Here is a 22056-nt window from a genome sequence, read left to right as displayed (position 1 = left end):
CCGGTCAGAGCGAGACGGACGTCCCGACCAGCACCAGCTCGGAGGTGTGCGACCCGGCCACGCCGACGCCGGTGGGCCGCTCGACGAACCCGGGCAGGCCCTCCAGCCCGCCGCCGGCGGCGACGACCCGCAGGTCCAGCGGCTGCCCGGCCGGCACGGTGAGCGTCACCTCGAAGCCGTCGTCGCCCGGGGCGTAGAAGCGGGTGTCGAGGGCGCCGCCGCCGACCGGGACCTCGCGGCCCGCCACCGTGGCGCTCTCCACGCCGGCGGCGTTGAGCTGCACGTAGCGCAGGGCGCCGGCGGTGCCGATCGGCGCCCCCTCGCCCGAGGTCACGCGCAGCGTGAGGACGCGCGCGTCCCCCGCGGGCTCGGCGTCCTCGACGTCCACCACGGGGGCGGGCAGGTCGGCCGCCTCGGCGTCGCCGGCGTGCACCTCGCCGTCGAACATCGGGAACGGCTCGGACAGGTCGGTCTCGGTGTCCACGAACTGCGCGGTCCAGTCGCTCGGGGTGCCCTCGTCGGAGACCCAGTGCGCCGAGCCCGTGTCGGCGTCCAGCGCGTACGCGAGCCGGGTGGGCTCGGGGTGCTCGGCGTCGAACGGGTCGACGACGAAGCCGACGACGAGCGCGACGACGCCCACCGCCGCGCACCCGCCCACCAGCCCGAGCGCGCGGCGCCGGCCGCGGGGCCACAGCACCGCGAGGACGGGGGTGAGCACCAGCGCGAGCAGCGCGGCGACGACCGCGGGCGCGGCGCCCGTCGCGAGGCCCAGCGCCGGGAAGAACAGCAGCACGATGGGCACCAGCAGGACGACGCCCACGGCCGCACCCAGGGTCACGACCACCCGGCGGCCCGCGACGCCACGCGCCACCCGCAGCGTGAGGAGCCCGGCGACGGCGCCCGCGAGCGCCGGCAGCGCGGCAAGGTAGGAGCCGCCGGGCGTGACGGCGGCGAGCACGACGCCGAGGACGGCGAGCCAGCCGAGCGCCCCGACGGCGAGCGCCGCCCCGCCGAGCGACCGGCGCAGCCCGAGGAACCAGGCGGTCCACACCGTCGCGACGATGCCGAGCAGGGCGACGCGGAAGCCCCACGGGCGCCACGGGTCGAGCATCTCGTCGTACCCGGGCCGCACCAGGCCCATGACCCACCACAGGGCGATCGACCCGACGACGGCGCCCGCGAGCGGGAGCAGCGCGGACGCGAAGCCCAGGGCGAGGGCGCCGGCGGTGGTCCGCTCGCCCCGCACCTCGCGCCGGCGGGCGACGGCCACGGCGAGCGCGCCGACCGCGAGCACGGCGGCGACGGCGAGGGGCCACACCAGCCGGCCCGGGTAGCGCGCGAGCACCCCGCCCGGCAGCGGGAAGTAGGTGGCGTCGTCGGCCGACGGCGTGGCGAGCGTCGCCGCGTCGGCGTCGCCGAGCTCGCGCGCCAGGGCCAGCATGTTGGCACCGTGGTGCTGCAGGCTCGCCGTCGACATCCGCTCGGGCGTGTCCTGCGGCGCGTGGTAGGTGGCGGACCCGTCGATGTACGCCGAGTTCAGCCCGGTGAAGCGCCCCTCCGGGTCGTCGAGGAACGGGGAGAAGTCGGTGTCGTTCGGCAGGATCCGGTAGACCTCGACCGCCATCGAGCTGCCCACGGGGTACGGCACGTGGGAGTACGCGTCGACGAGGGCCGCGTTGCCGTCCGAGGTCTCGAACATGATCGCCGGGCCCGACGAGCCGCGGGCCTCGACGTTGACCACGACTCCCCCGTCCGCGGCGCGCGGGTCGGCGTGCGCGAACGCCTCCGCACCGCACAGGCACGCCTCCTCCGCGTCGGTGAACACGAGGACGAGGTCGTTGCGCAGCGGCTCGCCCTCCCCGAGCGCGCGGGCCGTCTCCAGGAGCGTCGCGACGCCGGCGCCGTCGTCGTTGGCGCCGTGCGACACCTCGGCGGAGTCGTAGTGCGCGACGAGGAAGACCGGTCCCGTCGAGTCGGTCCCCGGGATCGTGGCGACGACGTTCTTCGTGGCCGCGACGCGACTCTGGTCGCCCAGGCGCCCGGACATGCCGACGCCGTCGGTCACCTCCGGGTCGAGCCCGAGCTCCTCGAGGTCCGCCACGATCGTGTCGCGGACGGCGGCCGCGGCGGCCGTGCCGTGCGGGTGCACCTCCCCGCCGATCGCCTCGACGGTGGCGAAGGCGCGCCCGGCGCTGAACTCGTCCGCGGCGGCGTCCGCCGACCGCGGGGACGGCGGCAGCACCGACCAGACGGCGAGCGCGGCCAGGACGAGCAGGAACAGGGAGCACGCGAGCGACGTCGCCCGCGACCGGGTCTGGGTCACCCGGGCACGCTAGCGGCGCCCGCGCGCCGTGTCCCAATCGTGATACGCGCCGTCTCACGTGGACCGCCGCCTGGACGGCGGTCCGACCGCCTGGTGGATCGATGGTTGGATCGCCCCGTGCGCGCGATGACGTTCGACCGGTTCGGCGGCCCCGTCACGGTCCGCGAGGTGCCCGACCCCGCGGCGCCGCCCGGCGGCGTCGTGGTGCGCGTCCACGCGAGCGGCCTGTGCCTGAGCGACTGGCACGCGTGGGCAGGCCACGACACCGACATCACCGCCCTCCCCCACGTGCCGGGCCACGAGCTCGCCGGGGTCGTCGCGGCGGTGGGCGACGGCGTCACGCGCTGGAGCGTGGGCGACCGCGTGACGTCGCCGTTCGTGTGCGGCTGCGGGCGCTGCGGCTGGTGCCGCTCCGGGCAGGCGCAGGTCTGCCCCGACCAGACCCAGCCGGGGTTCACGCACGCCGGGTCGTTCGCGGAGCTCGTCGTCCTGCACGCCGCCGACACCAACCTCGTCGCCCTGCCGGACGACGTGGACGACGCCACCGCAGCGAGCCTCGGGTGCCGGTTCGCCACCGCGTACCGCGCCGTCGCGGGCCGGGCCCGCGTGCGCCCGGACGAGCGGGTGGTCGTGGTCGGGGCGGGCGGCGTGGGCCTCAGCGCCGTCATGGTCGCGGCCGCGCTCGGCGCGCGGGTGGTGGCCGTCAACCGGCACGACGGCGCGCTCGAGTCCGCGCGCCGGGCCGGGGCCGCGCACACGGTCCGCGCCGACGAGGACGTCGACGTCGCCGCCGCGGTGCAGGACCTCACCGGCGGCTGCCACGTGAGCGTCGACGCCGTCGGCAGCGAGCGCACGTGCGCCGACGCGATCGGCAGCCTGCGCCGCCGCGGGCGGCACGTGCAGGTCGGCCTGCTGCCGCCCGTCGACGGCCACCCCCGCGTGCCGATGTCCCGCGTGATCGGCTGGGAGCTGGACGTGCTCGGCAGCCACGGGATGGCCGCCGCCGACTACCCGGAGATGCTGGCGCGGGTCGCCGACGGCACGCTGCGCCCCGCCGACCTCGTCGACCGCGTCGTCGGCCTGGACGAGGGCGCGCGGCTCCTCCCCGGTCTGGCGGGCACCCCGCGCGACGGGATGGTCGTCGTCGACCCGCGACGCTGACCGGACGCCGGGCGGCCACGCCCTGCACGTCGCGGAGATCACCCCGCCGGGCGCCTCCCGGTCGTGGCCCGGCCGCCCGGTCGGGGCTATGCTGGCCGACGGCCTGAGCAGCCGCGGCGACCGCCGCAGGACGACGAGGGAGGTGCGCGCCACATGACCCGTAGCGAGCCTCCCAGTAGTCCGAGCCGCGACTGACGGCTCCCCGCCCGGCCACGACGCCGGGCGGCCGCGGCGCACGCGCTCCTGACCCTGCGCCGCCGATCCTCCGAGTGCCCCGACGTCCGGGGCGCCCCAGCCGCAGTCGCGGGACCGACGTCCTCGTCCCTGCACGCCCCTGCACGCTCGGAGTCCGCCATGTCCGTCACCTCTGCCCGCGCGTCCGCCGCCCGCACGACCCGCACCCGTCCCCTGCTCGGCGCGCTGCGCCCGCGCCGCGCCACCCCGGCGTCCGGCGCCGGCGGCCAGCTCGGCAGCGCCCGCCCCGACGCGGCCACGGCGCGCCGCGACGTGCCCGGCCGCTCGTCGATCGTCGAGTCCGCCCTGTACGACGCCGACGGCCGCCGGGTCGCGAGCTTCACGCGCCTCGCCGACACGTTCCGCGAGCTGCGCGCCCACCCCGGCGGCATGGCGTGGATCGGTCTCGAGCGGCCCGACGAGAACGAGCTCGCCCAGCTGGCGCGCGAGTTCGACCTGCACCCGCTGGCCGTCGAGGACGCGATCGTCGCGCACCAGCGGCCCAAGATCGAGCGCTACGGCGACACGCTGTTCGTCGTCCTGCACGCCGCGCGGTACCTCGACCACGCGGAGGAGGTGGAGTTCTCCGAGCTGCACGTCTTCGTGGGCCCCGACTTCGTCGTCACGGTGCGGCACGGCGCGTGCCCCGACCTGTCGGGCGTGCGCACCCACCTCGAGGCGCACCCGGCCATGCTGGCCCGCGGGCCGGAGTCGGTGCTGTACGCGATCGTGGACCGCGTCGTCGACGACTACGCGCCCGTCGTGGCCGGCCTCGACGGCGACATCGACGAGATCGAGTCCGAGGTGTTCGGGGGCGACGCGGCCGTGTCCCGGCGCATCTACGAGCTCTCGCGCGAGGTGGTCGAGTTCCAGCGCGCGGTGCGCCCGCTGCAGCGCGTGTGCGGCTCGCTCGCCAAGGGCGCGGAGAAGTATGGCGTCACCGAGGAGATGCAGGCGTACCTGCGCGACGTCGCCGACCACCTCACCGAGGTCGCGGACCGCGTCGAGTCGTTCCGCGCCGCCCTGCGCGACATCCTCACCGTCAACGCCACCCTCGTGGCCCAGCGGCAGAACGAGGAGATGACGCACCTCACCGAGGTGAGCATCCGCCAGGGCGAGGAGGTCAAGAAGATCTCCGGCTGGGCGGCCATCCTCTTCGCCCCGACCCTGGTCGGGACCGTCTACGGGATGAACTTCGACGACATGCCCGAGCTGCACTGGGCTTGGGGCTACCCGGCGGCCCTCGTCGCCATGCTCAGCGTGAGCGTCGCGCTCTTCGCCGTCTTCCGGTGGAAGCGCTGGATCTGAGCGGGGCCGCGCCTGAGGGCCGCAGCCGCGTGGTCGCGCGCGCCGCCGCCGGTCGCGGTCGCTAGGGTCGCGGGGTGACCTCGACCGCGACCACTGCGCCCGGCAGCCCGACCACCGGCCCCGGCGGCCTCAACCCCGCGACCCGCACCCTGCTGGCCCTCGGCGGTGCCGTGCTGGTCCTCGCGGGCATGTACTGGGCGCGGGACGTCCTGTCGCCCGTGTTCCTCGCCGCGGTGATCGTCATCATCTGCCACCCGGTGCGCCGCCCGCTGGAGGCCCGGGGCTGGCCGCGCTGGGCGGCGACCACGGCCGTGATCGTCGTCGCATACCTCATCCTCGCGGCCCTGCTCGCGATGCTCGTCTTCGCCGGCTTCCAGTTCGCCGACCTGGTGACCGAGTACTTCCGCGACCTCGAGCAGTCGGTGAGCCAGATCGCCGCGCAGCTGGCCGAGCTCGGCCTCGACACGCAGGTCACGGACGCGGCGACGTCGTTCCTGGAGCCCTCTCGCCTGCTGTCCCTGGCGGGCAGCGTGAGCGGCATGGTCCTGTCGATCGCGACGGCGTTCTTCTTCGTGCTCGCGTACTCCATCTTCATGGCCGCCGACGCTGCCCGGTACGCGACCGCGTCCCGCGTCTTCGGCGCCACGCACGCGGAGCAGATCGGCCGTGCGACGCGGTTCAGCACCGGGGTGCGCCGCTACTTCGTGGTCAACGCGACCTTCGGCGCCGTCGTCGCGATCGTCGACGGCTTCGCCCTCGCGCTGCTCGGCGTCCCCGCCCCCGTCGTGTGGGCGATCCTCGCGTTCGTCACCAACTTCATCCCGAACATCGGGTTCGTGCTGGGCCTGGTCCCGCCGCTCGTCATGGCGTTCGTCGTCGGCGGATGGCCCCTGGCCCTGGCCGTCGCGGCGGTCTACTGCGTCGTCAACGTGGTGCTCCAGGTGCTGGTGCAGCCCAAGTTCGTCTCCGACGCCGTGAGCCTCAGCCTCACGCTGAGCTTCATGTCGGTCGTCTTCTGGACGTTCGTCATCGGCCCGCTCGGCGCGATCCTCGCCATCCCGCTCACCCTGCTGGTGCGCGCGCTCGTCCTCGAGGGCGATTCGCGCACCGTGTGGCTCCGCTGGCTCTCCGGGGACGACGTCACGCCCGACGACGAGCGCCCCGACGCGGCCGGCCAGGCCGTGCCGGCCGCGACGCCCACGACGACCGCCGTCGCGGCGGGTCCGGACGCCGCGCCCTCCCACCCCGCCGTCGACCGCGTCCGCGCCTCGCTGGACGCGGCCGGGGCCCGCGGCGAGATCCGGTGGCTCGACGACCACGCCACCACGGCCGCGCTCGCCGCCGAGGCGCTCGGCGTCCCGGTCGGCGCGATCGCGAACTCGCTGCTCTTCACGCTCGACGACGAGCCCGTGCTCGTCATGACCAGCGGCGCGCACCGCGTCGACACCGCGTTCCTCGGCGCCCGGCTCGGCGGCCGCCTGGCGCGCGCGAGCAAGGAGACGGTGCGCGACGCCACCGGCCAGGTGATCGGCGGCGTCGCGCCCGTGGGCCATCCTGCGCCGGTGCGCACGCTGGTCGACGTCGACCTGCGTGTCCACGACGTCGTGTGGGCCGCGGCGGGGCACGCGAAGACCGTGTTCCCCACGTCCTACGACGAGCTGGTGCGGATCACGGGCGGCACGCCGACACCGGTCGCGCCGCCCGCGGAGGGGTCCCCGGCCGCCCCGGACGGTCAGTAGCCCAGCGCGTCGAGGGCCGCGTCCGCCATCGCGCTCTCGCCGCGCGCGTTCGGGTGCACCGGCACCACGTTCGTGCCGAACAGCAGCGGCTCCACCCAGCGCTCCCCCGCCGGGGCGCAGGCGTCGCGGCCCTCGCTCCGCTCCGCGAGGTCGACGAACGTCGCCCCCGTCTCGTCGGCGGCCCGCTCGATGACGCCGTTGAGCGTGGCCTGCAGGTCGCGCAGGTAGGGCACGTCGCCGGCCGCGACAGGAAGCTTGGCGAAGCACCCCTTCTCCTCGGGCACGATCCAGGGGTAGCCGAGGATCGCGACCTCGGCGTGCGGGGCCCGGGCCATGATGTCCTCGAGTGCCTTCCGGACGGCCGGGTACGTGGACTCCTCGACCTGGCTCGTGAACCGGTCGCCGTAGGTGCGCTCGCACGGGTTGCCGCGCCCGGCCGTGAGGGCTCCGGCCGAGCCGCAGGCCAGCAGCGCGCCGATGAACGTGCTGTTGTCGTTGCCGCCGATGGTGAGCGTGACGAGGTCGGCGTCCTCGGTGACGGCGTCGAGCTGCGGCGCGACGCGGGGGTACTGGCGCTCGGTGAGGTCCGCCGTCTGCGCGGCGCCGCAGGTGACGTCGACGAGGTCCGCGCCCAGCCGGTCCGCGACGAAGTGGGGGTAGTTCAGGGTCGTGCGCAGGCAGGCGAGCGGGGCGTCGGGATCGGGCGGCAGGATGCCCGACCCGGCGGAGTACGAGTCGCCAAGGGCGACGTACCGCAGCGGGTCCGGCGCCGCCCCGGCGGGCGCGGCGGTGGCGACGAGGCCGACGGTGGCGACGATGCCGACGGCGGCGGAGGCCGCGGCGAGGGCGGTCCGGCGAGTGCGACGTGCGAGGCGCATGACAACTCCCTTGTTGTGTCCGCAGGCGTTCGACGGTGAACGCCGAGACCGAGTATCACGACATGCGACGGCGTCTACCACTCGACGCGCCGAGGATCCTTGCCCCCGGCACCCGCCCTGCCGGCCGCCGGGCCGGGACTAGCGTGGTGACCCACCGCACGGACGAGCGAGGAGCACGACGATGTCTCACGGCGACATCACGCACATCGACATCCCGGTGACGGACAAGGAGCGCGCCAAGGGCTTCTACTCCGGCCTGTTCGGCTGGCAGATCGAGGCACCGCCGGGGTTCGAGGACTACCCCATGTGGCGGGCGCCCAACCAGATCAGCGGGGGCGGGCTGGCGCCGCGCGGGGAGGGCTTCGAGCAGCCGCGCAGCTACGTCGAGGTCGACTCCATCGACGAGGCGCTCGCCCGGGCGCGCGACCTGGGCGGCACGGTGCTCATGGAGAAGTCCGAGATCAGCCCCACCAGCTGGTGGGCGATTCTGGAGGACCCGGACGGCAACCGGATCGGCCTCTACGAGGGCACGACCGACGCCGGCTGAGCCCCTACGGGCCGGCCGCCCGGGGCGCCTCAGCGGGCGAAGAGCACCCGCCCGTCGGGGTCTCCCTCGCGGCGGGGGCGCAGCGCCGCCGGGGCCGGCCACGGCAGCTCGAAGCGCTCGACGGCGACGTCGATCGCGCCGAAGTCGTCGGTCTGCACGACCACGTGGTCGGGCGTGACCTCGACGAGCCTCACGCGCAGCGGCTCGCCGCCGTCGCGCTCGAGCGTCCAGACGTCGGCCATCCACGACAGGCCGGTCGACTCGAGGGCCTCCTCGGCGTCGGTCCAGTCGAGCGGCCCGCTCACGTCGCGGCCGAGGAGCGACACGGCCACCCAGCCGTCGCCCTCGGGGCGCAGCCAGCCCAGCGCCTCACGGTCGTCGGGGCGGCGGTGCTCGATCCAGTCCGCGGGCAGGGAGGTCTCGGGCGCAGGCATGTCGGCACGGTAGGCGACACCAACGGTCCCGGGCGAGCGGAATCCGGACCCCGCGGGGTCCGGTACTACCTCGCGGCGTTCCGTACTACCTCACGAGGTTCCGTACTACCTCACGGGATTCCGTACTACCTCACGGGGTTCCGTACTACCTCACGGGGTTCCGTACTACCTCACGGGGTTCTGTACTACCTCACGGGGTTCTGTACTACCTCACGGGGTTCTGTACTACCTCGCGGGGTCGGTGCGGGCCCCGTCGGCGACCCCGCGCGCGTAGGCCTCGGCGCTGCCCTCGCGGAACAGGTCGTCGGCGCTGGGGCGTACCAGCGAGCGGGCGCCGGGGCCGTCGGCCTCCGGGCCCTCCCCCGCGCGGACGTGCCGCGCGAGGCCGCGCACCACCGCGACGGGTCGGCCCTCGGCCTTGCCGCGCACCAGCTCGGACGCGGCGGCGACCTCGTCGGCGACGGCGGTCACCGTGACCGACAGCGGGCGCCCGTGCGCGTCGACCCCGCCGCGCAGGTCGTCGACGACGTCCACGCCCGCGGCGCCGATCGCGATGTCGGTGAGCCCGTCGCGCCAGGTCCGCCCGGCGGTGTCGGTGACGACGACGCCGAGCCGGTCCAGCCCGAGCCGCGCGCGCAGGGCGGCCCGCAGCGCGCGCGCCGAGGCGTCCGGGTCCTCGGGCAGCAGGAGCACCGTGCCGTCGGGGGTGTTGGAGGCGTCGACGCCGGCGGCGGCCATCACCAGGCCCAGCCGGTTCTCGACGATGCGCAGGGGCGGCTGCCCGTCGGGCCGCGCGCGGGTCGCGACCACGCGCACGGTCTCGTCGGTGATCGCCTGCTCGCGGTCGGCGGCGCGCACCACGCGCCCCTCGGCCTTCGAGACGATCTTGGAGGTCACGACGACGACGTCACCCTCGGCGAGAGGGTCCCCCGACGCCGCGCCGTCGGCGGCCAGGGCGTCGCCCACCAGCCGCGCCAGGTCGTCGCCGGGCCGCACCTCCGGGAACCCGCCGGGCGCCCAGACGGTGAGCCGAGCGCTCACCGCGCCAGCTTCGGGAGCACCTCGCGGCCGAAGACCTCGATCCATTCCTTCTGGTTGCGTCCCACGTTGTGCAGGTAGATCCGGTCGAAGCCGAGGTCGACGTACTTCTGGATGGCCGCACGGTGCTCGTCCGGGTCGGCGCTGATGACCATGCGCCCCTCGAAGTCCTCAGGACGCACCAGCTTCGCCATCTGGGCGAAGTCGTGCGGCGAGCGGATGTCGGCCTTGGGGAACTTCATGCCGCCGTTGGGCCACTCGGTCATCGCGTTCGCGAGCGCCTCCTCGTCGGTCTCCGCCCACGACATGTGCACCTGCAGCACCTTGGGCATCCCCTGCGGGTCACGACCGGACTCGCGCACGCCGTCGTCGAACTTGCCGAACAGCATCTCGATCTTCTCCAGCGGCGCCCCGACGGTGATGAGTCCGTCGGCGTGCCTGCCGGCGCGCTTGGCGGTGATCGGGCCGGCCGTGGCGACGAGGATCTCCGGCGGCACCTCGGGCATGGTCCACAGCCGCGTGGACTCCATCTTGTAGTACTGCCCGGAGTGCTTGACGTCCTTGCCGTCGATGCCGGACGCGAAGAGCTTCTTGATGATGTCGATGGCCTCGAACATGCGGTTGATCCGCTCGGGGGCCTCGGGCCAGTAGCCGGCCACGACGTGCTCGTTGAGCGCCTCGCCGGACCCCAGGCCGAGCCAGTGCCTGCCGGGGTACATCGCGGCGAGCGTGGCCGACGCCTGCGCGACCATCGCCGGGTGCCAGCGGAACGTCGGCGCGGTGACGCCGGGGCCCAGGTCGCCGCGGGTGCGCTCGCCGAGCGCCGTCAGCACGTTCCACACGAAGGCCGCCTCGCCCTGCTGCGGCACCCACGGCTGGAAGTGGTCGGCGGCCATGACGCCGGAGAAGCCGTGCTCCTCCGCGTAGGCCGAGTACTCGACGACGTCGGTGGGGTGGAACTGCTCGAGCATCGCGGCATAGCCGATGGTCAGGTCGGGGTTCGCAGCCATGGTTCCGACCCTATCCCCGGCTGACGACCAGGTACGTGGTACCGGGCCCAGCCGCTCAGGCCGGCCGCTCAGCCCAGCCGCTTGGCGAAGAAGTGCTCGGCGTACGGGTTGTCGTTGTACCGGGCGATGCGCCGGTAGCCGGCCCGCTCGTACATCGCGACCGCCTCGGTGAGCGTCCCGTTCGTGTCGAGCCGTACCTCCCGGTGGCCGAGGTCACGACTCACGCCCTCGAGGTGGCGCAGCAGCCGGGAGCCGAGCCCGGCGCCCCGCCAGCCGGGGTGCACCCACATCCGCTTGATCTCCCCCACGCCCCCGGCCGCGCCGTCGCCGCCGTCGCCGCCGCCGTCCGACAGCGTCCGCACGCCGCCGCACGCGACGGGCTCGCCGTCGCTCGTCGCGACGACGAACGCGCCCGACGGCGGCGTGAGGCGCGCGTCCTCGGCGTCGGGCTCGCCCGCCGCGGGCCGGGGGCCTGGGTCGAACCCGCCGGGGAACCGCTCGTCGAGCTCGGCCACGTAGGCCGCGACGGCCCGCCGGGCGAGGTCGGACGCCGGGTCCACGCGCTCGAGCGTCACCGTGGCGGCCCGCACCAGCAGGTCGGCCTCCGCCAGGGCGGCGGCGAGGCGGGCGCGCTGCCGGGCGGTGAGCGGCGCGACGAGGTCGCGGGCCCGGTCCACCGACCGGCGCTCCAGGTCGTCCCAGGCACGCCGGCCAGCGGCGGTGAGGTCGACGCGGCGGCGCCGCCGGTCGTCGGCGTCGGGGACGACGGCGACGAGCCCGTCGGACTCCAGGCGTCGCAGCAGGCGGCTGAGGTACCCGGAGTCCAGGCCGAGCCGGGCACGCAGGTCCCGGGTCGTGCCCGGCTCGGTGCCGATCTCGAACAGGAGGCGGGCGGTGCCCAGCGGCATCCCGGTGCCCAGGAACGAGTCCTCGAGCGCGCCGACGCGCTGCGTGTAGCTGCGGTTGAACCGCCGCACGACGTCGACCTGCCGCTCGACCTGCCCACCGGTCTCCGCCGTCGCCACGCCCGTCGATCCCGTCATGCCTCTGACTCTAGTCAGAGGATTCGCCCGACGCTCCGGCGCCGTCCGCCGATCGAGACGGCCGTGCCCGGCAGCCCGCTCGGATCTGGGAGAATGAGCGACCATGAGCGACTTCCCGACCCCCGAGGCGCCGACCGCGCCCGCGCAGACCCCCGCAGCGACCCCGCCCGCCGGCAGCTCTGTTGCTCCGGTAGCCGGCGACGTCGTCCGCGCGGTGGTCCGGGAGGTACCGGACAAGGTCAGCCTGGAGGGCCTGGAGCAGCGCTTCGACGAGCGCTGGTCGGCCGAGGGCACGTACGCCTTCGACCGCACCGCCACGCGCGAGCAGGTGTACTCGATCGACACCCCGCCGCCCACGGTCTCCGGCTCGCTGCACGTGGGCCACGTGTTCAGCTACACGCACACGGACACGGTCGCCCGCTTCCAGCGGATGCGGGGCAAGAAGGTCTTCTACCCGATGGGCTGGGACGACAACGGCCTGCCCACCGAGCGCCGCGTGCAGAACTACTACGGCGTGCGCTGCGACCCGTCGCTGCCGTACGTCGAGGGCTTCGAGCCTCCGCACCAGGGCACGGACGGCAAGAACGTCAAGCCCGGCGACCAGGTGCCGGTCAGCCGCCGCAACTTCATCGAGCTGTGCGAGCGGCTCACCGCCGACGACGAGCGCCAGTTCGAGGAGCTGTGGCGCCGCCTCGGACTGTCCGTGGACTGGGCCCAGAACTACCAGACGATCGACGCCACCTCCCGGGCCGCGTCGCAGCGCGCCTTCCTGCGCAACCTCGCCCGCGGCGAGGCGTACCAGGCCGAGGCGCCGGGCCTGTGGGACGTGACGTTCCAGACCGCCGTCGCGCAGGCCGAGCTCGAGGCGCGCGAGTACCCCGGGTTCTACCACCGGGTCGCGTTCCACCGGCCCGACGGCAGCCCGCTGTACATCGAGACCACGCGCCCGGAGCTCATCCCGGCCGTGGTGGCGCTCATCGCCCACCCCGACGACGAGCGGTACCAGGGCCTGTTCGGCACCACCGTGACCTCGCCCCTGTTCGGCGTCGAGGTGCCGGTGCTCGCGCACCCGGCCGCCGCGATGGACAAGGGCGCCGGCATCGCCATGTGCTGCACCTTCGGCGACCTCACCGACGTGCAGTGGTGGCGCGAGCTGCAGCTCGCCACGCGCTCGGTCATCCAGCGCGACGGCCGCCTCTCCCGCGAGACGCCCGAGTGGGTCGCGGGCGGCCCCGGCGAGTCCCTGTACGCCGAGGAGCTCGCCGGCAAGACGACGTTCAGCGCCCGCAAGGCCGTCGTCGACGCGCTGCGCGCCAGCGGCGACCTCGACGGTGAGCCCAGCGCCACCCAGCGCATGACGAACTTCTACGAGAAGGGCGACAAGCCCCTCGAGATCGTCACCTCCCGCCAGTGGTACATCCGCAACGGCGGGCGCGACTGGGAGAAGCGCGACCTCAAGGCCGAGCTGCTGGCCCGCGGCAAGGAGCTCGACTTCCACCCCGACTTCATGCGCGTGCGGTACGAGAACTGGGTGAACGGGCTCAACGGCGACTGGCTCATCTCGCGCCAGCGCTTCTTCGGCGTGGCGGTGCCGCTCTGGTACCCCGTGGACGCGGACGGCGACGTCGACCACGACCACCCGATCGTGCCGACGGAGGCGGAGCTGCCCGTCGACCCGACGTCGCAGGCCCCGGCCGGCTTCGACGAGTCGCAGCGCGGCGCGGCGGGCGGCTTCGTCGGCGACGCCGACGTCATGGACACCTGGGCGACGTCGTCCCTGTCGCCGCTCATCGTGTCCGGCTGGGAGCGCGACGCCGACCTCTTCTCCCGCGTGTACCCGATGGACCTGCGCCCGCAGGGCCAGGACATCATCCGCACCTGGCTGTTCTCCTCGGTGGTGCGCTCGCACCTGGAGTGCGGCGTGCTGCCGTGGAAGCACGCGGCGATCAGCGGCTGGATCCTCGACCCGGACCGCAAGAAGATGTCCAAGTCCAAGGGCAACGTCGTCACGCCGATGGCGCTGCTGGAGGAGCACGGCGCGGACGCCGTCCGCTACTGGGCCGCGGCCGCGCGCCTCGGCACCGACGCCGCGTTCGAGGTCGGCCAGATGAAGATCGGCCGCCGCCTCGCGATCAAGGTGCTCAACGCCTCGAAGTTCGCGCTGACCTTCGACGTCGACCCCGAGACCGGCGCCGGCGAGATCGTCCTGGACCCGGCCCGCGTCACCGTCCCCCTGGACCGCGCGATGCTCGCCGGGCTGGCGGACGTCGTCGAGCAGGCCACCGCCGCGTTCGAGGCGTACGACCACACGCGCGCGCTCGAGGCCACGGAGACGTACTTCTGGACCTTCTGCGACGACTACCTCGAGCTGGTCAAGGACCGCGCGTACGGCGCGGGGGCCGCGGCCACCGAGGTGACGCCCGAGACGGTGTCGGCACGCACGGCGCTCGCCCTCGCCGTCGACACGCTGCTGCGGCTGCTGGCCCCGTTCCTGCCGTTCGCCACGGAGGAGGTCTGGTCGTGGTGGCGTGCCGGCTCGGTGCACCACGCCGCCTGGCCGGCGTCCGCGCCGCTGCGCGCGGCGGCCGGCGACGCCGACCCCGTGCAGCTCACGGCCGCCGGGCACGCGCTCGCGGCGCTGCGCAAGATCAAGTCGGAGGCCAAGGTCTCCATGCGCACGCCCATCCTCAGCGCCTCCATGGCCGTCCCGGCCACGCTGCTCGACGGCGTCCGGTCGGCCCTCGACGACGTGCGCGGCGCCGGCCGCGCCACGGGCGACCTCGACGTCGTCGAGGCGGCCGAGGGGCAGGGCAACCCGGACGTGCAGGGCGGCATCGTCGTCACCGCCTCCGAGCTGGGCGAGCCCCCGGCCCGCAAGCCGAAGGCCTGACATACGCCGAGGTAGTACGGAATTCGCCGAGGTAGTACGAGGGACGGCCCGCATTCTCGCGGGCCGTCCCTCGTACTACCTCGGCGAATTCCGGTACTACCTCGGCGTGGTGAACCGGTCGCCGTCGCCGCTCATGGTGGCGGCGACCTCCTTCGGCGTCCCGTCGTCGTGCCACCGCAGGGTCGCGCCGACGCCGTCCATGAGCTCCACGGAGCCCTCGGGCGCGAACGTCAGCGCGGCGTCCTGGCCGATCGCCGCCCGCAGCAGGGCCGACGTCGCCGGCAGCTCCTCGAGGCCGTCCGAGACGCCGAGGTCCGCCAGGTCCGCCCGGGACGTCGCGATGTGCATCGGGTCCGGGCCGATCCACAGCGTGCGCCCCCCGAGCAGGCCGTCGGCACCTCCCGCTCCCCCGGCCCCGCCGGCGGAGGCCGCCAGGGCGGACGTCGAGTCGATCGCGATCTGCTCGGCGAGCACCAGGGCCTTGACCTGGCCGCGCGCCAGGACGGCGACGACGTCGTCGATCGACGACACGGCGCCCTCCTCGCGCCCCTGGTCCTGGCGGAACTCCGCCAGGACCACCTCGCGCCGGCGCTCCCGGTAGGAGTCGAGGGCGTCCTCGACGCCGGCCTCGAACGTGTCCGCGCGCACACCCGGCCCGCGCCCGCCGCCCGCGACCTCCACGGTCCGCCGGGAGGCCTCCTGCCCGAGCTCCGCCCGCACCAGGTTCACCGCGCGCACGTCGCCGGTGAGCAGCACCACCTCCGGGTTCCCCTCCGTCACGCGCCGGTCGATCTCGGCCGCCACGGCCGCCGCGTTGCGCTTCCAGGAGTCCTCGGCACGCGACTCGATGATGGCGCGCTTCGTGCCGGTGCTGGAGGTCTTGCTGACCTCGTCGTTCGGTCCCTCGAACGTCTCGCGCGCCCCGCCGGGCCGGCCGCCCGCGTCGCACGGCCAGAAGTCCGCACCGCTCCGGTCGACGGCGACGCACAGGGCGTCGACCGCCTCGTCCGCCGCCTGCGCCGCCTGCAGCAGCACCGGCACGGGCAGCCACGCGCCGGTCGCGACGGCGGGCGGGTTGCGCAGCACGCGGTCCACCGCGACCCCGGCGTCGGAGGCGATGAGCACCCGGCCGTGGGCGCCCGCCGTTCGTGTGGGTCGCAGGACGGCGGCCTCGAGCGCGTCCAGCACGCTCGCGGGCGCGCCCTGCCGTTCCAAGGAACGTCGCACCGCCCGCCACCGGTTCGCGACGTCCCTGTCGCCCGCCTCGGCCGAGGGCGTCGCGTCCAGGTAGACGGTCGCGAACGGTCCGGGGCGTCCGACGAGGGGCTTGAGCCAGTCGATCTTCATCCGTGGTCCCCCAGGTGTCCGTCGTCGGGCTAAGCACCCAGCCTGCGACGGAAACGCGACGGACGCCACCCCGTCAGGCGCAGCGGCCGGACTCCCGCCGACCCGGACCGGAGCAGGTCAGATCTCACCTCTTCAAGCGTAGGTGTCCAGCGGCGGCAGCTCGCCCTTGCGCCGCCCGGCGGCGTGCTCCTCGGCGATGCGCTCGTGGTGGCGGATCACCTCGGAGACGATGAAGTTGCGGAACTGCTCCGTGAACTCCGGGTCCAGCCCGGCGCCCTCCGCGAGGCCCTTGAGGCGGTCGACCTGCTGGCGGTCGCGCGACGGGTCGGCGGGCGGCAGCCCGCCCACGGCCTTGAGCTCGCCCACGCGCCGCGTCATCTTGAAGCGCTCGGCCAGCAGGTGCACGAGCGCGGCGTCGATGTTGTCGATGCTGGCGCGCAGGTCCAGGATCTCCTGGGGCATGCCGTCCGTCGCGGGGCGCGGGCCGGCAGCCTGGGGGACGTCGTGAGGGGTGTCGGGCATGACCCGATCCTACGAGGCGCGCCGAGCGTGTAAGGTCCCACGTCGGCCCGCACGCCGACCGGAGACCGGTCGGGACCCGTCGGCCCGCCGAGCGGCACGACGCCGCCCCGCATGCCGCACAGCGCATGCCGCACCCACGCACGGAGAGAGAGCAGATGACGGTCGCGACGACGCCGAGCCTCGTGGACGTGCCCGAGGGCACGAGCATCAGCACGCTGCTGGCGGACCGGGTCGCCCGGGCCGGCGACCGCACCCTTCTCGAGCGGCGCGCCGCGTCGGGCGGTTCCTGGGTGCCGGTGTCCGCCGCCGAGTTCCAGGCCGACGTCACGACCGTGGCGCGCGGCCTCGTCGCGCGGGGCATCGAGCCCGGCGACCGCGTCGCGATCATGTCGCGCACCCGTTACGAGTGGACGCTGCTCGACTTCGCCGCCTGGGCGGCCGGCGCCGTCGTCGTGCCCGTGTACGAGACCTCCTCGCCCGACCAGGTGCGCTGGATCCTCGAGGACTCCGGAGCCCGCCTCGTCGTGGTGGAGACGCCCGCGCACGCGGACGCCGTGCACCAGGTGGACGACGAGCTGCCCGACCTCGAGGAGGTCCTCGTCATCGCGACCGGTGCCGTCGACGCGCTGCGCGAGGCCGGGGCGTCCGTCCCCGCGCGGGACGTCGCGGACCGCCGCGACGCCGTGCGCCGCGACGACCTCGCCACGATCGTCTACACCTCCGGCTCCACGGGACGCCCCAAGGGCGCCGAGCTCACGCACGGCAACTTCGCGCACCTCGCGATGAACGCCCGCCTCGCCCTCCCGGAGCTCCTGGAGGCGGACGGTGCGCGCACCGTGCTCTTCCTCCCGCTGGCGCACGTGTTCGCGCGGCTGATCCAGGTCGCGGTGATCGCCAGCAGCTCCGTGCTCGGCCACCTGCCTGACGTCAGGACGCTCACCGACGACCTCAGGACGTTCCGGCCCACGTTCCTGCTCGCCGTCCCCCGCGTGTTCGAGAAGGTCTACAACTCCGCCGAGCAGCGCGCCGGGTCGCGCAGCAAGCGGCGTGTCTTCGGCTGGGCCGCGCGCGTGTCGGGCCAGTACTCGCGCGCGCTCGACGCCGGGCGCGTCCCGGCGGCGCTGCGGGCCCGGCACGCGGTGGCCGACCGGCTGGTGCTGTCGCAGCTGCGCGCCGCGATGGGCGGGCACCTGCGGTACGCGATCTCGGGCGGCGCGCCGCTCGGCGACCGCCTCGGCCACTTCTTCCGCGGGGCGGGCCTCACCGTGCTCGAGGGGTACGGCCTCACCGAGACGACGGCCCCGACCGCCGTGAACCTGCCCTCCGACCTGCGCATCGGCACGGTCGGCCCGCCGTTCCCCGGCACCTCGGTGCGGATCGACGACGACGGCGCGGTCTTCGTGGCGGGCCCGCACCTCTTCCGCGGCTACCGGGGTCGCCCCGACCTCACCGCCGACGCGCTCGTGGACGGCTGGTTCCGCACCGGCGACCTGGGCGCGCTGGACCACGGCCACCTGCGCATCACCGGCCGCACCAAGGAGATCATCGTCACCGCGGGCGGCAAGAACGTCGCCCCGGCCCCGCTGGAGGACCGGGTCCGGGCGCACCCGCTGGTGTCGCAGGTCGTCGTCGTGGGCGACGAGCGCCCCTTCATCGGCGCGCTCGTCACGCTGGACGCCGAGATGCTGCCCGGCTGGCTGGCCACGCAGGGCATCCCGCCGATGTCGGTGGGCGCGGCACGGACCGACCCCCGGGTGCTGGCGGCGCTCGACGCCGCGGTGGAGGAGGCCAACACGGCCGTCTCCCGGGCGGAGTCGATCCGCAAGTTCCGGGTGCTCGAGGGCGACTTCACGGAGGCGAACGAGTACCTGACGCCGTCGTTGAAGGTGAAGCGCGACCTCGTGCTGCGCGACTTCGCGGACGAGGTCGACGCGCTCTACTCCCGGTAAGGGCCCGGTAGGGCTCAGGCGCTCTTCTCGCGGGGGGTGCGACGACGCACGGGCGACGTGCGCGGCACCAGCGTCGGGTTGACGTTCTCCAGCACGACCTCGCGGCTCACGACCACCCGCTCGACGTCGTCCCGGCTCGGCACGTCGAACATCACCTGCTGGAGGACCTCCTCCATGATGGCGCGCAGCCCGCGCGCCCCGGTGCCCCGCAGCAGAGCCTGCTCGGCGATCGCCTCGACCGCGTCCTGCTCGAACTCGAGCTCGACGCCGTCGATCTCGAACATCCGCTGGAACTGCTTGACGAGCGCGTTGCGCGGCTCGGTGAGGATCCGCACCAGCGCGTCGCGGTCCAGCGGGGACACGGACGCGATGACGGGCAGCCGCCCGATGAACTCGGGGATGAGGCCGAACTTCTGCAGGTCCTCGGGCCGCACCTCCGCGAACAGGTCGTCGTCGGCGACCGTCTCCATGGGGGCGCTGAATCCGATGCCGCGCTTGCGGGAGCGGGAGGCCACGATGTCGTCGAGCCCGGCGAACGCGCCCGCCACGATGAACAGCACGTTCGTGGTGTCGATCTGGATGAACTCCTGGTGCGGGTGCTTGCGCCCGCCCTGCGGGGGCACCGACGCCGTGGTGCCCTCGATGATCTTCAGGAGCGCCTGCTGCACGCCCTCGCCGGAGACGTCGCGCGTGATCGACGGGTTCTCCGCCTTGCGGGCCACCTTGTCGACCTCGTCGATGTAGATGATGCCCGTCTCGGCCTTCTTGACGTCGTAGTCCGCGGCCTGGATGAGCTTGAGGAGGATGTTCTCGACGTCCTCGCCCACGTACCCGGCCTCCGTGAGAGCCGTGGCGTCCGCGATGGCGAACGGCACGTTGAGCATCTTCGCCAGCGTCTGCGCCAGGTAGGTCTTGCCGGTGCCGGTGGGCCCGATGAGCAGGATGTTGGACTTCGCGATCTCGACGGCGTCGTCGCCGTCGCGCTGGGCCTCGCCCGCCTGGACCCGCTTGTAGTGGTTGTAGACCGCCACGGCCAGCGCCCGCTTGGCCGGCTCCTGCCCGATGACGTACTGCTCGAGGAAGTCGAAGATCTCGCGCGGCTTCGGCAGCTCGGTGAGCCCCAGCTCCGCCGCCTCGCCGAGCTCCTCCTCGATGATCTCGTTGCAGAGGTCGATGCACTCGTCGCAGATGTACACGCCGGGGCCGGCGATGAGCTTCTTGACCTGCTTCTGCGACTTCCCGCAGAACGAGCACTTCAGCAGGTCTGCGCCGTCACCGATCCGAGCCACCGGGAGCCTCCATCTCGTGAGTGCACGTCCTGAGTGCTGGTCCTGCGTCCATTCCACACCACGAGGGCGTCGTTGTCAGCCGAGTAGCCCGGTGCGTCGTGTCGCGAGGCCCGCGACGTCCCCCTCGGGAGGTCGCGGGCCCCGTGAACGTGCTGGTCAGCGCGGCGCGAGAGCGGCAGGCTTGCGGCTCTCGAGCACCTGGTCGACCAGGCCGTAGTCCTTCGCCTGCGCGGCGGTGAGGATCTTGTCGCGCTCGATGTCCTCGCGCACCTGCTCCTCGGTCTTGCCCGTGTGCGCCGCCAGCGTCGACTCGAGCCACTCGCGCATGCGGATGAGCTCGTTGGCGTGGATCTCGATGTCGGACGCCTGGGCGTAGCCGCCGCCCTCCATCGCGGGCTGGTGGATCAGCACGCGGGCGTTCGGCAGCGCGAGCCGCTTGCCCGGCTGGCCGGCGGCGAGCAGCACGGCCGCGGCGGACGCCGCCTGGCCCAGGCACACCGTCTGGATCTGCGGCTTGATGAACTGCATCGTGTCGTACAGCGCCGTCATGGCCGTGAACGACCCACCCGGCGAGTTGATGTAGATCATGATGTCGCGGTCGGGGTCCTGGCTCTCGAGGACCAGCAGCTGCGCCATGATGTCGTCCGCCGACGCGTCGTCGACCTGGACGCCCATGAAGATGATGCGGTCCTCGAACAGCTTGGTGTACGGGTCCTGGCGCTTGAAGCCGTACGCGGTGCGCTCCTCGAACTGGGGCAGCACGTAGCGCGACGTCGGCGCGCCGTGCGGGAGCGCGACGCCGCCGGGACGCGCCGCGGCGCCCGCCAGGTTCTGGGCCCGCATTGCGAACTGGTACTCGTCTGAGTAGCTCACGGTGTTCTCCTCGGGTGGGAAGTCGGTGGGTTCCGGGGGCGGGTGGTCGGCGTCAGGAGCCCGACGCGCCGCCACCGCCCGAGACCGAGGCGGCGTTGGTGACCACGTGGTCGACGAAGCCGTACTCGAGCGCCTCGTCCGCGGTGAACCACTTGTCGCGGTCGTTGTCCTTGAGGATCTGCTCCAGCGACTGCCCGGTCTGCTCGGCCGTCAGTTCGGAGAGCACCTTCTTCATGTGCATGATCAGCTGCGCGCCGATCCGCACGTCGGTCGCGGTGCCGCCGACGCCGCCGGACGGCTGGTGCATCAGCACGCGGGCGTGCGGGGTGATGTACCGCTTGCCCTTCGCGCCCGAGGAGAGCAGGAACTGCCCCATCGACGCGGCCATGCCCATCGCGATGGTCGCGACGTCGGGCTTGATGTACTGCATGGTGTCGTAGATCGCCATGCCGGCCGTGATGGAGCCGCCGGGGCTGTTGATGTACAGCCAGATGTCCTTGTCCGGGTCCTCCGCGGCCAGCAGCATCATCTGGGCGCAGATGGCGTTCGCGTTCTCGTCGCGCACCTCCGAGCCCAGCCAGATGATGCGCTCCTTGAGGAGCCGGTTGTAGATGGAGTCGTTGAGGCCGAGGCCCGGGCCATCGGCACGCGCCACCGGCGTCGCACCGTCCATCCGCAGCAAGTCGTTCACGTCCGTCTCCTTCGTCATCGCCGTCGATCGACCCTAACGTGCGGCAACCACGCGAAACGTCCCGGCGGAGGGGCTTTTCGCTGCTGGCGCACACGACGACTCCGCGGGCGGCCGCGGCTCATGCCGCGTGCGCCGCGCACAGGGCGCCGGCGGCGCGACGCGCCGCCCGGAAGGGCCCTGCGGGCACGCCGGTCCCCGACGCCGCCAGCGCCCCGTCGTAGAGCACCATGAGCTCGTCCGCGAGTCCGCCGGGGCGGGCGAGCCCGGCGGCGCGGCACTCGGCCTCGAGGCGGTCCCGGACCCACGACTTCTGCCGGGCGACCTCGACCGCGACCGGGTGCCCGGGGTCGTCCACCTCGGCGCGGGCGTTGATCGCGGCGCACCCGCGCCCGCCCTCGGCCGCCGACCACTCCTCGACGGCGTCGAAGAACGCCAGGACCCGGTCGACGCCGGCGGCCGGGTGCGCCGCGAGGCTCCGGCCCAGGAGCTCCTCCCACCGGGCGTCACGGGCGCGCAGGTACGCCACCTCGAGCGCCTCCTTCGACCCGAAGCGGTCGTAGAGCGTCTTCTTGGTGACGCCTGCCTCCGCGGCGATCGTGTCGACGCCGACGGCGTGCAGGCCGCGGGCGTAGAACAGGCGCGACGCGGCCGCGAGGATCCGGCGCGCCGCCGGGGTGAGGGGCGCCGACGGCGGGGTCTGCTCGATCACCCGACCCACTATACGGACCTGTATACCGGCACCGGCGGTCGCTCCGGTCACGACCGGAGCGGGGACGACGA

General features: G+C 74.0%; 18 protein-coding genes and 1 pseudogene. 7 read left to right on the top strand and 12 right to left on the bottom strand.

What is annotated here, in order from left to right; genetic code table 11:
* Positions 1-4 precede the first annotated feature (4 nt).
* Entirely contained in the window at positions 5-2323 is a 2319-nt protein-coding gene (locus tag ACFCZN_RS03375; protein ID WP_430555804.1) for a M28 family peptidase, read from the bottom strand.
* Between the two features lie 117 nt (positions 2324-2440).
* Between ACFCZN_RS03375 and ACFCZN_RS03370 the strand changes: the two genes are divergently transcribed.
* The 4 genes and pseudogenes from ACFCZN_RS03370 (at position 2441) to ACFCZN_RS03355 (ending at position 6765) form a co-directional block, all read left to right on the top strand.
* Positions 2441-3484 carry an alcohol dehydrogenase catalytic domain-containing protein gene (locus ACFCZN_RS03370; protein ID WP_430555803.1) on the top strand — a complete coding sequence of 348 codons (1044 nt, stop codon included), beginning with the start codon at positions 2441-2443 and terminating at the stop codon, positions 3482-3484.
* 354 nt (positions 3485-3838) lie between these two features.
* Positions 3839-5026 carry a magnesium/cobalt transporter CorA gene (corA, locus tag ACFCZN_RS03365; protein ID WP_429762346.1) on the top strand — a complete coding sequence of 396 codons (1188 nt, stop codon included), beginning with the start codon at positions 3839-3841 and terminating at the stop codon, positions 5024-5026.
* 188 nt (positions 5027-5214) lie between these two features.
* Positions 5215-6054 (top strand): annotated as a pseudogene (locus tag ACFCZN_RS03360) (AI-2E family transporter); the annotation flags it as partial.
* 243 nt (positions 6055-6297) lie between these two features.
* Positions 6298-6765: a YbaK/EbsC family protein gene (locus tag ACFCZN_RS03355; protein WP_430555886.1), complete on the top strand. Its 468-nt coding sequence runs from the start codon at positions 6298-6300 to the stop codon at positions 6763-6765.
* On the opposite strand, the gene ACFCZN_RS03350 is transcribed toward ACFCZN_RS03355, so the two are convergent.
* Positions 6759-7643 (bottom strand): SGNH/GDSL hydrolase family protein, encoded by an 885-nt coding sequence (locus tag ACFCZN_RS03350; RefSeq protein ID WP_430555802.1) that lies wholly within the window; start codon positions 7641-7643, stop codon positions 6759-6761. The genes ACFCZN_RS03355 and ACFCZN_RS03350 overlap by 7 nt on opposite strands.
* 181 nt (positions 7644-7824) lie before the next feature.
* On the opposite strand from ACFCZN_RS03350, the gene ACFCZN_RS03345 reads away from it, so the two are divergent.
* Positions 7825-8190 carry a VOC family protein gene (locus ACFCZN_RS03345; protein WP_430555801.1) on the top strand — a complete coding sequence of 122 codons (366 nt, stop codon included), beginning with the start codon at positions 7825-7827 and terminating at the stop codon, positions 8188-8190.
* Positions 8191-8219: 29 nt separating this feature from the next.
* Here ACFCZN_RS03345 and ACFCZN_RS03340 read toward each other — a convergent pair whose 3' ends face one another.
* The 4 genes from ACFCZN_RS03340 to ACFCZN_RS03325 all read right to left on the bottom strand — a co-directional run bounded on the left by ACFCZN_RS03340 (position 8220) and on the right by ACFCZN_RS03325 (position 11715).
* Positions 8220-8624, bottom strand: coding sequence for a hypothetical protein (locus ACFCZN_RS03340; RefSeq protein WP_430555800.1), 405 nt, complete (start codon positions 8622-8624; stop codon positions 8220-8222).
* A 225-nt stretch (positions 8625-8849) separates the two neighbouring features.
* The gene (cofE, locus tag ACFCZN_RS03335) at positions 8850-9710 is read right to left on the bottom strand and encodes a coenzyme F420-0:L-glutamate ligase (RefSeq protein ID WP_430555799.1); all 861 of its coding nucleotides are present in this window, start codon (positions 9708-9710) and stop codon (positions 8850-8852) included.
* Complete coding sequence (locus ACFCZN_RS03330; RefSeq protein ID WP_429762351.1) at positions 9662-10672, bottom strand: TIGR03557 family F420-dependent LLM class oxidoreductase; 1011 nt, start codon at positions 10670-10672, stop codon at positions 9662-9664. Before ACFCZN_RS03330 ends, cofE begins: the two co-directional genes overlap by 49 nt.
* 68 nt (positions 10673-10740) lie before the next feature.
* A complete protein-coding gene (locus ACFCZN_RS03325; RefSeq protein WP_429762352.1) occupies positions 10741-11715 on the bottom strand; it encodes a bifunctional helix-turn-helix transcriptional regulator/GNAT family N-acetyltransferase in 975 nt (324 codons plus the stop codon).
* A gap of 103 nt (positions 11716-11818) precedes the next feature.
* On the opposite strand from ACFCZN_RS03325, the gene valS reads away from it, so the two are divergent.
* A complete protein-coding gene (gene valS, locus ACFCZN_RS03320; RefSeq protein ID WP_430555798.1) occupies positions 11819-14605 on the top strand; it encodes a valine--tRNA ligase in 2787 nt (928 codons plus the stop codon).
* Positions 14606-14701: 96 nt separating this feature from the next.
* On the opposite strand, the gene ACFCZN_RS03315 is transcribed toward valS, so the two are convergent.
* Both ACFCZN_RS03315 and ACFCZN_RS03310 read right to left on the bottom strand, forming a co-directional pair.
* Positions 14702-15952 carry a hypothetical protein gene (locus ACFCZN_RS03315; RefSeq protein WP_430555797.1) on the bottom strand — a complete coding sequence of 417 codons (1251 nt, stop codon included), beginning with the start codon at positions 15950-15952 and terminating at the stop codon, positions 14702-14704.
* Positions 15953-16084: 132 nt separating this feature from the next.
* Positions 16085-16474 carry a chorismate mutase gene (locus ACFCZN_RS03310; protein WP_429762355.1) on the bottom strand — a complete coding sequence of 130 codons (390 nt, stop codon included), beginning with the start codon at positions 16472-16474 and terminating at the stop codon, positions 16085-16087.
* A 155-nt stretch (positions 16475-16629) separates the two neighbouring features.
* On the opposite strand from ACFCZN_RS03310, the gene ACFCZN_RS03305 reads away from it, so the two are divergent.
* A complete protein-coding gene (locus ACFCZN_RS03305) occupies positions 16630-18423 on the top strand; it encodes an AMP-dependent synthetase/ligase (RefSeq protein WP_430555796.1) in 1794 nt (597 codons plus the stop codon).
* A 14-nt stretch (positions 18424-18437) separates the two neighbouring features.
* On the opposite strand, the gene clpX is transcribed toward ACFCZN_RS03305, so the two are convergent.
* The 4 genes from clpX to ACFCZN_RS03285 form a co-directional block, all read right to left on the bottom strand.
* A complete protein-coding gene (gene clpX / locus ACFCZN_RS03300) occupies positions 18438-19712 on the bottom strand; it encodes an ATP-dependent Clp protease ATP-binding subunit ClpX (protein ID WP_429762357.1) in 1275 nt (424 codons plus the stop codon).
* Positions 19713-19868: 156 nt separating this feature from the next.
* Complete coding sequence (locus tag ACFCZN_RS03295) at positions 19869-20555, bottom strand: ATP-dependent Clp protease proteolytic subunit (RefSeq protein ID WP_429762681.1); 687 nt, start codon at positions 20553-20555, stop codon at positions 19869-19871.
* An 82-nt stretch (positions 20556-20637) separates the two neighbouring features.
* A complete protein-coding gene (locus ACFCZN_RS03290; RefSeq protein ID WP_429762682.1) occupies positions 20638-21258 on the bottom strand; it encodes an ATP-dependent Clp protease proteolytic subunit in 621 nt (206 codons plus the stop codon).
* A 136-nt stretch (positions 21259-21394) separates the two neighbouring features.
* Positions 21395-21985, bottom strand: a complete 591-nt coding sequence (locus ACFCZN_RS03285; RefSeq protein ID WP_430555795.1) for a TetR/AcrR family transcriptional regulator — start codon at positions 21983-21985, stop codon at positions 21395-21397.
* Positions 21986-22056 lie beyond the last annotated feature (71 nt).

Source organism: Isoptericola sp. NPDC056134, assembly GCF_042264825.1.
GTDB lineage: Bacteria > Actinomycetota > Actinomycetes > Actinomycetales > Cellulomonadaceae > Isoptericola > Isoptericola nanjingensis.
The sequence above is the reverse complement of the archived record's forward strand: the minus strand, read 5'-3'. Positions and strand labels throughout refer to the sequence as shown.